The following is a 12,365-nucleotide window of genomic DNA, read 5'->3' as shown; positions in this document are numbered from 1 at the left end:
GTTTTCAAACAGCATAATTTATTATGCTGTTTTTTTCTCCTCTTTTGAGAATTATATAACACTCAAACCAATAATATTATGAAAAAAACTATTAATGTTTCTAACCAGGGAGCAACTCTGGATACAGGCAGAAGAAATTTTTTGAAACTGGGCGGTATTGGACTGGCTATGGCAGGACTTACGCTGATCGGTTGCGATGATGATAATGATTTCGGAATGACAGACAATGGTCCCGTTTTTGACCTGGGAACCGGAGATGTAGGCGTTCTGAATTACGCGTATGCATTGGAACAGCTTGAAGCTGATTTTTATACCAAAGTGGTTAATAATTTTTACTCCGGAATTTCAAGTGTTGAAAGAGATCTTTTTACAGACCTTTATCATCACGAAGTTATTCACCGGGACTTCTTTAAAGCAGCGATCACGGGAGCAACAACCAATATTTTACCTACGCTTGAATTCAAGTATCCCAATGTGAATTTTAACGACAGAAATTCTGTTCTTGCAACGGCTAAGGCTTTGGAAGATACAGGAGTAGCAGCGTACAACGGTGCAGGGAAATATATTACCAATGCGGCTTATTTAGTGATTGCAGGGAAAATAGTTTCCGTGGAAGCAAGACACGCTTCAGCAATCAGAAATATCATTAATCCTGGATCTACAGATTTTTCCGGAGATGATGTCATCGATGCCAATGGATTAGATCTTGCCAAAGAGCCTAAAGATATTGTCATGGTTGCGGGAGGATTTATAAAAACGCCTTTCACATGGAAAGAAAGAGGAATCAGCTAATTATTCATTTTCAAAATCTACAATTATGAACATTCTTAAATTACTAGATAAGCTTTCTAATGATAAATTCTTTACAACGGAAGCTACAAGATTAGAAACGATCACCAATATTTCGACATTTGGTAAAAAAGCAGCGGTAGCCTCAATCCCATTAGGACTGGGAGCATTAATGGCAACTCCTGCTAAAGCAGAAACTTTAGATACGGCAGCCTCCGCAACTTTTTTTAAAAGTGCTTTAACGGATGCCCTGCAGTTGGCATTGGTTCTGGAATATCTGGAAAATGAATATTACGCATTAGGTCTGGCAGCCCCCGGATTGATTCCGAATTCGGACCGACCTGTTTTTATGCAAATCTCAAAACATGAATCTGCACACGTAGGATTCCTTAGAAATACATTGACTTCCTTAGGAGAAGCACCAAAACCAAAACCTACTTTTGATTTTACCGCTGGAGGTAGTTTTATGCCTTTTACAGACTACAATCAATTTCTGGTTCTGGCTCAGGCTTTTGAAGATACTGGGGTTCGTGCGTACAAAGGACAGGCTGGAAATGTAATGTCCAATAAGGCTGTATTACAAGCTGCCCTTCAAATTCATTCCGTAGAAGCAAGACACGCTTCACAGGTGAGAAGAATGAGAGCGAATAAAGGCTGGATAGAATTGGCTAACGGTGGAAGTATGCCTACTGCTACCAATGCGGTCTATGCCGGAGAAGATAATGTGAATCAGGCTGGATTTAACACCAGTACAGCTTTTGGAGCCGCAGCCGGATCTGCTGCTTATGATGAAATTTTAACTGGAAGTGAAGCTCAGGCTATTGCCGGTTTATTTATAGTCTGACATAATTTTTATTATTTAGGTGTGAGTCCTATCCTTAGATACTTTCTGGGGATAGGATTTTTTTTTACCATATAATTCTGCTCAGAGAAAATAGTACCTAAAAGGGTAATTGACTTGTTTTGTTTTTAAGGGGAACTTTACTGGTGAAATTCATAACGATAGCAGTTTAAATAAGACCATGAAACTGCTGGATTTCCTGAAGATGATCATCTTCACATGAAGTTGGAATTTTAGTCAACCATTAACTAACCATAAAACGAAATTATCATGAAAACACTACATTTAAAAAGGGTAAAGATTTTTGTGAGCTTTTTTCTGCTTGCTTTGTTTACGGACCTTTACTCACAGCCTCCGGTTTTGCTGGGCCGGATTTATGATCAGGCCCATGGACAAGCCTTTGTTCTATACAGCGATGGAATGATGATACAGGAAGGAAATCCAATGAACAGGGGATTGGCTTCCCGGGACCCTTCAGGAATTATGTATTTGAGGTTACCTGCTGCCAATCCGTATCAGAAAGCTTTTTTCCTGGATTACAACAAGAATGTGATTGAGCTTGATTATATGACAGGAAGCAGGATAATAGGTTTTTCAGACATCCAGCCACCACCGAATCCGATGATTAATTATGTGCCGCCGGCATACAGCCCCAATGTAGGGATTCAGACACCAAATGGTTTTCAGCCTTTACCCAGCCAAATTGTAGATACTAATAATCCTTATGGCGATCTGATGATTACAAACGGTCAGACCGCTAAAAGCTGCTATGATCAGTCGATAGGCTTTAATGGGACATTAGACAGACAGAAATTTGGTGACTGTATGGTAGCCCATATGGCGGGAAAGAAAGAAAATGAAATTTATAATTGTGTTAAAAATGCCTCAACACAGGAGGAGCAGGCCTTATGTCTGGTAGGAACTATGGGAGGGAATAATGAAAGACGGATCTCTGCCTCTTTACTGAAGTGTTATAAACAGTATGGAAATGATTACAGCAAATATCCGTTGTGCTTAGCAGGAGAATCTTCTGATCCTGAACTTCAGAGACTTCTTTCCTGTGTACAGCAGCAAGGGCAGTATGGGCAGGTCAGCTTTATGAACACGGCGGTGTGCTACGGAGCAGGCAAACTTAATTTAAATACAGAAGCCCAGATAGTAGTGCAGTGTGCAGTGACTTCCGGTGGCCAGCCTTATGTTTTTGCAGGCTGTGCGGGCGGGCAATTAATGGCAAGGGAGCTTGACAAATGTTTTACTGATGGGGTAGGTGGGGATTCTGGCTGCTTTGGAAAGAATAATGATATTGTAAAAGGTTTGAATAAAATTGGTTCAGAATTACAGAACCAGTTTGGTCCTACTAATGATATCGTCAGAACATGGAATACTACAGTTCATGACATTCAATACGGGCCGGGTCAAAACCATGAAGCAGTGAAGATTCTCACCAATATGGGGAACGAACTGGGAAAAGCAGGAAACAATATTGGAAAAGAAATCAAAAAAGTACTGCCGAGAATCAAATGGTAATTGCTTGATAATACATTTTTTAATGGAAAAGCTCTGAGAATCTCTATTTTTCGGGGCTTTTGCCTTTCATATACAAATTATCCCAGGAAAAATATTTTATAAAGTAGAATCCCTGTATACCAATACCGCATCCAGTAAGACCGTTTTGCTAGGTGCAGAATGATCTCTGATCTTTTCTAAAATCAGTTCTGCCGCAGTTTCTCCCATCTTCACCAAAGGTTGCTGTACACTGGTCAGCTGAGGATAAACCATCGTAGATAATTCAGTTCCTGAAAAACTGGCTACAGCTACCTCACCGGGTATTTTGATGTTGTTTTCAAGAAGAAAATTCATTGCGCCTATTGCCAGCGTATCGCTGAATGCAAAAATACTGTCAAACTCTATATCTTTGTCAGACCAGTGTTTCACTGCTCTTTTCCCATACTCAAAGGTCATTCCTTCTGTTTTAATGATCAGGTTTTCATCAAAAATATGATACTTGTTCATAATGCGTTTATAGCCGTTCGCTCTTTCCACTGCATTCCTGATGGTTTGTGGTCCCATAATATGAGCAATTCTTTTTCTTCCGGTTTTAATCAGGTATTCCACCATGAGCGATGAGTTAATATAATCATCCACGATGACCTTTGAGGCATTCAATGATTTATCCGGGATTCTGTCAAAAAATACCAGTGGAGTTCCCTGGCTGATAATTTGCTGGTACAGATCATTATTATAGGTTTCATGACATAAATTAATAATAATTCCATCGACATTAAATCCTTCCAGAAGTTGCAGGTTTTTTCTTTCATTAAGAGGATTCTCATCAGATTGGGTAATGACCAGTCTGTAGCCCAGCGGATACAGTACATTTTGAATTCCTTCCAGAACCTTGGCCGAAAAAGGAGTGATCATTTCCGGAACTACGACCCCTATCGTTTTTGATTGTCCGGATTTCAAATTTAAAGCGGTAAGATTAGGTTTATATCCTAATTCAGCCGCTGCATCCATTACCCGTTTCCTTGTTTCATCGTTTACATTTTTGTCATTAAGCAAGGCCCGCGAGATGGTAGAGGTGGATAATGACAGAAATTTAGAAAGATCTTTAATGGTAATACGCTTCATCGGACTTTGTTTTTTGATAAAATTAGTAAAAAAATAGGCAATTGGGAACGTTCCCTGTGTTTAGGGAACGTTCCCAATGAAAATTTTATAAAAAAAAAGGAGGATGAACTGATTGTTAATATAGTTTTAACACATTGACAAATCTATTAAGAATCTTTACCTATGAATACCATTTCTTATCATTATGATGCACAAAAAATCACTACCGGAATCTTACACATCGGTGTGGGGAATTTCCACCGGGCGCATCAGCAGTTTTATACTAATGCAGTATTGGAATTTGAAGACCAGCAACAGTGGGGAATCTGCGGAGTTTGTCTATTGCCTTCTGATGAAAAAACAGTTCACAATTTAAGAGCTCAGAACCTTGAATATTCTCTCACTGTATGCGGACGAAACGGAACGGATGAGGTCTATACAATCGGATCGCTGCGGGAGCTGATCTGGGGAGTGGAAAATCCGGTAGCCGTAATCGAAAAAGTAGCAGATCCTTCTATAAAGATAATCACATTAACCATTACCGAGGGCGGATACAATCTGGACAAAGAAACCGGTGAATTTATTTTAAGTGATGAAAAAGTTCAGCATGATTTAAAAAATCCAGGTTCTCCTTCGACGGTCTTTGGATTTGTAGCCGAAGGACTTCGCCGGAGAAAAATAAAAAATCATGGAGGAATTACGATTCTTTCTTGTGACAATCTTCAGCACAATGGAAATACAGCTCAGAGAGCTTTTTCGGCATTCATACAAGCTCACGATAAAGATCTGGCGGAATGGATGAAAGATCATGTAACCTTTCCCAATAGTATGGTAGACCGAATTACTCCGGCGGTTACCGCTGAAGATGTTATCAGGCTTAATCAAAAAAGTGGAATGACAGATCTGGCGCCAGTCTACTGTGAAGATTTTGCACAATGGGTCATTGAAGATAATTTTATCGCCGGAAGACCTGCCTGGGAAAAAGTAGGAGTAGAGTTTACAGAGGATGTGACCGCTTTTGAAAATATGAAACTGAGTCTCCTTAATGCCTCACACACTTTATTATCTTATCCTTCTTTTCTGATGGGATATCGTAAAGTAGATCTGGCGATGGAAGACGAGAATATGGTGGAATTCATCCGTAATTTTATGGATATCGATATTACGCCTCTTGTTCCTGCTCCTGAGAATACCAATCTGGAAGAATACAAAGAAATATTGATCGAAAGATTTTCTAATCACCGGGTCAGTGATCAGGTAAGTCGCTTATGTTTCGACGGAATTTCCAAATTCCCGGTTTACATCATTCCCAATCTTCTTAAAATGATCAAAGAAAATATGGATCTCACGCGGCCTGCATTTCTAGTCGCGTCCTACAGACATTATCTCAAATACAAAACAGATGACTACGGGCATTCTTATGAAGTAGCAGAGCCATGGCTTACGACAGAGGATCAGAAATTGATTGATGATGCAGATTCTCAAGCTTTCTTGGATCTATCCTGTTTTAAGGGAGCGGATTTAAAAGGATCAGCAAAATTTGTCGACCTGTACACCCGGTTTGCAGATCATATTAAAAATATAGGAACCGGCCCTGTTTTACAATCCATCATAAAATAAAAAGCCATGATTATACATTCTGATATCAAGCCTTCGGGATCAAAGTCTGATCAACCGATCCTTCCATTTCTTATCATCACCTTTATTTATTTTATCGTAGGGTTTCTGACTACTGTGAACGAACAGCTTCAGGCACCATTGAAATTTACCTTTCTGAGTCAGGCAGGAGGGCTAAAAAATACATTCACAACACTGATTTCCTTTTTCTTCTTTCTCGGATACTTGCTGAACGGGACTTTAGGAAGTAAGTGGGTCAATGCCTTTGGATATAAAAATACGATTCTCAGAGGGCTGTTCTTTATGATTTCGGGCTTGTTCATGTATTTATCCTCTTCCTGGTTCGGTTACCAATATCCGGAACTGAAATTCAGTATTAAAGAAGCGGTAATTCCTTTTGGTTTTGTGATTTTTGTTATCGGATCCTATTTAATGGGAACAGCGGCTGCAATCATTCAGGTGGTGGTAAATCCTTATGCTGCTTCTTATGAATTAAAAGGAACTCAGCCCGTGCAGCGTCTGAATATTTTAACGGCTATTAATTCCATAGGAACTACTTCAGCTCCGTTTTTCGTTACTGTTGTTATGTTTAGCGGCATTTCAATTGAAAAGATCGAGATCAGACAGTTGCTGTTACCTCTTTCTATCCTTATTATATGTATTCTGATCATTATGATGATTACCAGGAAGCTTCAACTTCCCGATCTTGCTCATACCAGAGCGGTGGCAGGAGAGAAGCTGGAAAGAAGCATCTGGTCTTTCAGGCACTTTGTGCTGGGCGTTTTTGCGATCTTTTTTTATGTAGGAACAGAAGTAGCAATCGGGGCTAATATCAACCTGTATGCCTTTGAGCTGATGGACTCCGGACATCCGATCACCTTCTTTGGAAAGACAGACATTATTATAGGAGGAATGGATCTTGGAATTCATGCACTATTGTCCACATTATACTGGGGTGGATTTCTTGTCGGGAGGGCGGTGTCCAGCTTTTTCAGCAATATTTCTGCGAGAACACAGCTGGCAGTGACAACGGTTCTGGCAGCGATACTTGCGCTGATCTCTATGATTACACAGAATTTATGGTTTTTAGTAGCCATCGGCCTCTTGCATTCTTCGATGTGGAGCTGTATTTATTCCCTTTCTATAAAAGGTTTGAATAAATATACATCAAAAGCTTCGGGAATCTTTATTTCTGCCGTATTTGGCGGTGCTGTTTTTACTCTTGTTCAGGGAGGATTGGCTGATGTTTTAGGATCCTGGAGATGGACATGGTTTCTTACAGTGATCTGTGAATTATTAATGCTGGCCTATGCGTTGTTCGGATCCCGTATAAGAGAAAAGGACAGGCTTATCTGATCGTATTTCTTTAAAAACACAGGTTATGATTAAATATATTTTTTTATTTTTTTTCTCAATAATGACTGGGAGTTTAAGCTTAAATGCGCAGGCGCTGCATTCAGCCCTGCAGCTCAGAAACAGTCATCTATGGCGAGGTTTGGAAGTGTCGGCCGGACTCATATATACAGGAGATGTACATTTGGATTTTAAAAACTTTTACGGAGGATTTTGGGCAGGTGGTCATGTAGATGGTTCCTACAAGGAATTGAACCATTATATAGGATATAAGAATAAGCATTTTGTTGTAGAGTTGTGGGATATTTATAATTTTTCTCCCGGTGCGACGTATAACAATAAAGAATATTTCAATTATTCTGCCCGTGAAACTGGTCGTTTCTGGGATCTGAGATCCTTTTATACCATCAGTGATCGGTTACCTTTGGTATTAAGCTGGAATACGGTTGTTTTCGGAAGAGACAGGAATAGTATCGATACGGAAAACAAGTATTCAACCTTTGTTTCGGGAGAATATCCTGTTTATAAAAAAGAAAATCTCGAAGTACGGGGAAGAGTCGGGTATGGTTTTGCCCTGAATAACAGCAATGATGAAAAGAACAACTTTTTTGCAAAAGAGGCCGGATTCAATGAAATAAGCCTTATCATTTCAAAAAGCTTTGTCATTGAAGGATATAAAATTCCTGTAGGAATATGGGGAATGTGGAATCCGGTGAACAATAATGCATTCCTTCAGTTCTCGGTGCAGGCTTATTCATTTTAAAAATAAAAAAAATGGTAAGAGTGGTATTTTTCAGTACTAAATCATCATTTCACCACTTGTCTTTAATTATACTTATAAAATTTTAGTAATTTACTGATAGATAAAAACGGGACGGAGGAGTCTGTCTGTCTGAAATAGAATTGAATTGATCATGGAAGAGAAAAAATATAAAGCAGTTTGTTTTGGAGAAGTTCTTTGGGATATATTTCCGGGAGAAAAGAGTAGAATTGGGGGAGCACCTTTCAATGTGGCCTATCACCTTTTTAAAATGGGTCTTGAGGTAGAGGTGATCAGCAGTGTAGGAGATGATGAGCTGGGTCATGCGCTTCTGCATAAAATTAAAAACTGGAATATTTCCACTGATAATATCCAGGTAACTAAAGAACATCCAACAAGTACAGTTATTGCAACAGTGGATGAAAACAATGATGCCCATTATGATATTGTAGAAAATGTAGCCTGGGATTTTATTGAAACAACTCCGGAAAATAAAAAAGTACTGGGTACCGCTGATGCTTTGGTTTTCGGAACACTGGCTGCCCGGAATGACAAATCAAAAAATACTTTGTTTCAAATGTTGGAAATAAGTTCTTATAATGTTTTTGATATCAATTTGAGGGAACCTTATTACGATATCAGGATTATTAATGAACTCCTGCACAAGACGCAACTTGCGAAATTTAATAAAGCAGAACTGCGTATGGTACTTGATTTTTTAAATAAAGACTACAAAGATGAGAAAGACAGCATCAGGTTTCTGCAGGATAAATTTGGAATTCACGAAATCATAGTTTCAAAAGGAAGTAAAGGAGCTCTGTATGCTCATGAAGATCAGTTTTATCTCTATCCTACCATCCCTGTTGAGGTTAAAGATACAGTGGGTAGCGGAGATTCTTTTTTAGCAGGATTTTTATCAAAAAGATTACAAAAAGAAGGGTCCGCTCATGACATTATGTCTCAGGCTATTTCATTAGGAGCTTTTATCACTTCGCAGGAAGGCGCGTGTCCGGAATATACGCCGGAGGACTTTAAACACTTTAAAGAAAAACATCCATTGTCAGCTTTGAGCTTTTAAAGTTATATTTCTTTTGTATAGATCTTTAATTATTCTCAGTGTAATTAAATCAACTGCTTAAAAATCATTGATTTGTACTTTGTTTTGATCTTTTTAAATCTATTATTTGATAGTTCTCGGGTTAATGTTGTTCATAACACCGGCTTTGCTGATGCTACCCAAAAGAATCTGTAGTCTTCCTATTTAAATCAATATCCGGCAGGTAATCATTAGTTTGATATTTACGGATTGAGGCTTAATTCTTCTAGAAGTAATTTGGGTAGCAAGCTTTTATACTTTAATGCAATATCTGATGACGGAATAAATCCAAACAAAAAAAAGGATTGGCAATTGTCTGTATGTCTATGAAAATAGTACAATAACACATTTTTTTTGACTACTAAAAGCCTTTGGAAATAGATTCGAAGGCTTTTTATATGGATATGAGTAAGCCTTAAAAATAATTATTATCTGTCCTGGGTGAACCTTACGGGTTTCCGTATTTTTTGATGAAGATGCTTATTTATTTTTGTCAGAGAAATTTTGATATTAAAATTAAGACTATGAAAAAAACAATTTTATTCGTTTTATTAGCTTTAGCCAGCAGTTCTTGTGAGAGAGGTGGAGGCGGCAGCGGTTCAGAATATTGTACATACAATGGACATACGCTTTATGTTGGAGAAAAAGGAGGATGTTATTATCTGTCATCCGGAGGGAATAAAGAATATGTTGATAAGAGTTATTGTGTAGGCTGCAATTGAAAAGGTACAGTTTTTTTCTTTATTTAATCTGACGGATACACTGAATATAGACTTTTATTTCAGTACATCATGGATGGGTCACGAGGGATAAGTGTTGAAAAAATAGGACCTTAGGTAAAAAAAGAAAACCGGAAAATTAAACATCTGTTTGTTTTTCCGGTTTTAGTACCCAGTACCAGAATCGAACTGGTACATCTTTCGATACTAGAGTTTGAGTCTAGCGCGTCTACCAATTCCGCCAACTGGGCTTGTTTCAAATCGGTGTGCAAATATATAAACTTTTTTTAATGTTCAAAAGCTTTTTAAAGGAAAAATTTTAAAATTCTATCTCCAAACCATCGTAGGCAAGGTGCATTCCTTCCGGAAGATCCTTATCTTCAATATCATGCAGTCCCAGGTGGTGGCTGATGTGTGTTAAAAATAATTTTTTAGGCTTAAGCTCTTTAAACAGGGCGATGACGTCAGGTAAGACAAAATGGGCAGGATGCGGATCAAATTTTCTGATGCAGTTTAAAATCAGCACATCCAGATTCTGTAGTTTTTCCTTTTCCGTGTCTGAAATGAAACTGGCATCGGTGATATACGCGAGATTTTTAAACTTATAGCCAAGGATCATAATTTTGTAGTGGGTCACTTCAATAGGCGTGATTTCCGTATCCAAAACATGGAAAGGCTTATTTTCAATTTCATGAAGGTCAAAAGCTGGTGCTCCCGGATATCTTTCATCAGCGAAAGCATAGGGGAAACGTTTTTTGATCTCCTGGCCAACTCTTTCGTTGCAGTAGATGGGCATGTTTTTCCCACTTTTAAAAATCAATGGACGCATATCATCAAGCCCGATCACATGGTCATTGTGCTCGTGGGTAAGAAGTGCGATATCTACGTTATTTTCGTGATTGAGGAGCATCTGCTCTCTGAAATCCGGTCCGCAGTCGACCAGTATTTTTCTACTTTCCTCTGTAGTAATCATTACTGAGGAGCGGAAACGCTTGTCTTTGGGATTTTTGGAAGTACATACTTCACATGTACAGCCTATAACGGGTACACCTTGGGAAGTACCAGTTCCTAAAAATTTCAACTTCATTTTCTTTTGAGGTTGGTTTAATTTTGGTAAATTTACGAAAAATTTTACGTCCTAATGTATCAGAAACTAACTCCTAAACAAAAAGCATTAACAATTAATCTAGATCCTACTATTTATGGTACTTTCGCAGAAATTGGAGCAGGGCAGGAGACTGTTCGTCACTTTTTTAGAGCAGGAGGGGCTTCCGGTACAATTGCTAAGGCGATGTCTGCTTACGACAAAGATTTTAGTGATGCCATTTACGGAAAAGAGGTGAAAAACAGGTATGTCACCCAAAACCGACTCCGTAAAATGCTCCGTTATGAAGTAGCATTAATTGAGGAAAGGATTTCAAGGGAAAATAATCCGAACAGAAAGTTTTTCTCTTATGCCAACACAGTAACGACCATTAATTTCGACAAAACGCTCAAAGGCCACGGCTGGGTAGGAATCCGTTTCCAGACTAAAGAGAACGAAGATTACAATGAGATCGTGATCCACGTAAAATTTAATGAAAATGATGCCACCTTACAACAGGAAACTTTAGGAAACCTCGGGGTAAACCTTATCTTCGGAGCTTTCAACTACTACGACAATCCCAGAACTTTAATCGAATCTTTATACGACGACATTGCCAAAGACGGTCTTGAAATTGACATGATCGATTTCAGTGGTCCTGCCTTTGACTATGTTGATAACCGGTTGATGTCGCTGCAATTGGTAAAACATGGGATGACAGATGCTGTAATCTTCAATTCCCAGGGAAGTAATATGCTTCCTGCCGATGTTCTGTACAAGAAGAATATATTTGCAGTGCGAGGAAGTTTCAGGCCCGTAACGAAAGTGAACATCGATATGCTTAAAAACGGTCTCGAGATGTTTCAGAAAGATGCCACCTGTACCCATGAAGAAACAGAAGTTCTGATTGAAATCACCATTTCAAACCTTAGGGCAGATGGTGATATCGATGAAAGAGACTTTATGGACAGAGTAGATATTCTGGGCAGACTCGGCTATACTGTTATTATTTCAAACTTTTCGGAATATTACAGACTGATTGATTATTTTGCCTCCTACACAAGCGGAGATATCGGTGTTGCCATGGGAGTGAATAACCTTCTGATGGTATTTGACGAGAAGTATTATAAAGACCTTTCAGGAGGAATTCTGGAAGCATTCGGAAAGTTCTTCAGAAATGGGATGAGAGTGTATCTTTACCCGTACAAAGATCCTGAGACCCATGAATTGCTGGATTCTGCCAATCTTAAGGTAGAAGAAAATCTAAAAGAACTTTACAAATATTTTAAACACAACAACCGTATTGTAGATATCACGAATCATAATCCTGAGTTTTTGGAAATTTATTCAAGAGAGATTCTGAGAAAAATTTCATGCTGCATTAAAGGCTGGGAAAACCAGGTTCCTGAAGGGGTGGCGGAAATGATAAAAGAGCGTGGAATGTTCGGCTATAAAGAAGAACTTTCCTTCAAACAATTCTCCTAAAAAACAAAATA

11 protein-coding genes and 1 tRNA gene are annotated in these 12,365 nt (G+C 38.7%); 9 read left to right on the top strand and 3 right to left on the bottom strand.

Annotation, left to right across the window (positions count from 1 at the left end; all coding sequences use genetic code 11):
• Positions 1–78: 78 nt before the first annotated feature.
• The 3 genes from BW964_RS07530 (at position 79) to BW964_RS07520 (ending at position 3,157) form a co-directional block, all read left to right on the top strand.
• Positions 79–792, top strand: a complete 714-nt coding sequence (locus BW964_RS07530; protein WP_073334164.1) for a ferritin-like domain-containing protein — start codon at positions 79–81, stop codon at positions 790–792.
• A 25-nt stretch (positions 793–817) separates the two neighbouring features.
• Entirely contained in the window at positions 818–1,633 is an 816-nt protein-coding gene (locus BW964_RS07525) for a ferritin-like domain-containing protein (RefSeq protein ID WP_076506126.1), read from the top strand.
• A gap of 267 nt (positions 1,634–1,900) precedes the next feature.
• Positions 1,901–3,157, top strand: coding sequence for a hypothetical protein (locus tag BW964_RS07520; RefSeq protein WP_076506123.1), 1,257 nt, complete (start codon positions 1,901–1,903; stop codon positions 3,155–3,157).
• Positions 3,158–3,253: 96 nt separating this feature from the next.
• Here BW964_RS07520 and BW964_RS07515 read toward each other — a convergent pair whose 3' ends face one another.
• The gene (locus BW964_RS07515) at positions 3,254–4,261 is read right to left on the bottom strand and encodes a LacI family DNA-binding transcriptional regulator (RefSeq protein WP_076506121.1); all 1,008 of its coding nucleotides are present in this window, start codon (positions 4,259–4,261) and stop codon (positions 3,254–3,256) included.
• A 162-nt stretch (positions 4,262–4,423) separates the two neighbouring features.
• Here BW964_RS07515 and BW964_RS07510 point away from each other — a divergent pair, with 162 nt between their 5' ends.
• From BW964_RS07510 to BW964_RS07490, 5 genes are all read left to right on the top strand, one after another.
• Positions 4,424–5,860 (top strand): mannitol dehydrogenase family protein, encoded by a 1,437-nt coding sequence (locus tag BW964_RS07510; RefSeq protein ID WP_076506119.1) that lies wholly within the window; start codon positions 4,424–4,426, stop codon positions 5,858–5,860.
• Between the two features lie 6 nt (positions 5,861–5,866).
• A complete protein-coding gene (locus BW964_RS07505; protein ID WP_076506117.1) occupies positions 5,867–7,213 on the top strand; it encodes an MFS transporter in 1,347 nt (448 codons plus the stop codon).
• Between the two features lie 61 nt (positions 7,214–7,274).
• Positions 7,275–7,973 carry a hypothetical protein gene (locus BW964_RS07500; protein WP_228431954.1) on the top strand — a complete coding sequence of 233 codons (699 nt, stop codon included), beginning with the start codon at positions 7,275–7,277 and terminating at the stop codon, positions 7,971–7,973.
• A gap of 151 nt (positions 7,974–8,124) precedes the next feature.
• Positions 8,125–9,048: a carbohydrate kinase family protein gene (locus tag BW964_RS07495; protein ID WP_076506114.1), complete on the top strand. Its 924-nt coding sequence runs from the start codon at positions 8,125–8,127 to the stop codon at positions 9,046–9,048.
• A gap of 542 nt (positions 9,049–9,590) precedes the next feature.
• Positions 9,591–9,788: a hypothetical protein gene (locus BW964_RS07490; protein ID WP_123911930.1), complete on the top strand. Its 198-nt coding sequence runs from the start codon at positions 9,591–9,593 to the stop codon at positions 9,786–9,788.
• 166 nt (positions 9,789–9,954) lie between these two features.
• Here the strand turns inward: BW964_RS07490 and BW964_RS07485 are convergent.
• Positions 9,955–10,036: transfer RNA gene (locus tag BW964_RS07485), tRNA-Leu, on the bottom strand.
• A gap of 68 nt (positions 10,037–10,104) precedes the next feature.
• Positions 10,105–10,872, bottom strand: coding sequence for an MBL fold metallo-hydrolase (locus tag BW964_RS07480; RefSeq protein ID WP_076506111.1), 768 nt, complete (start codon positions 10,870–10,872; stop codon positions 10,105–10,107).
• Between the two features lie 54 nt (positions 10,873–10,926).
• Here BW964_RS07480 and BW964_RS07475 point away from each other — a divergent pair, with 54 nt between their 5' ends.
• Complete coding sequence (locus BW964_RS07475; RefSeq protein WP_076506110.1) at positions 10,927–12,354, top strand: nicotinate-nucleotide adenylyltransferase; 1,428 nt, start codon at positions 10,927–10,929, stop codon at positions 12,352–12,354.
• The last annotated feature ends 11 nt before the right edge of the window (positions 12,355–12,365 follow it).

Origin of the sequence: Chryseobacterium shigense (assembly GCF_900156575.1) — a bacterium.
Taxonomy (GTDB): Bacteria; Bacteroidota; Bacteroidia; order Flavobacteriales; family Weeksellaceae; genus Chryseobacterium; species Chryseobacterium shigense.
The sequence above is the reverse complement of the archived record's forward strand: the minus strand, read 5'-3'. Positions and strand labels throughout refer to the sequence as shown.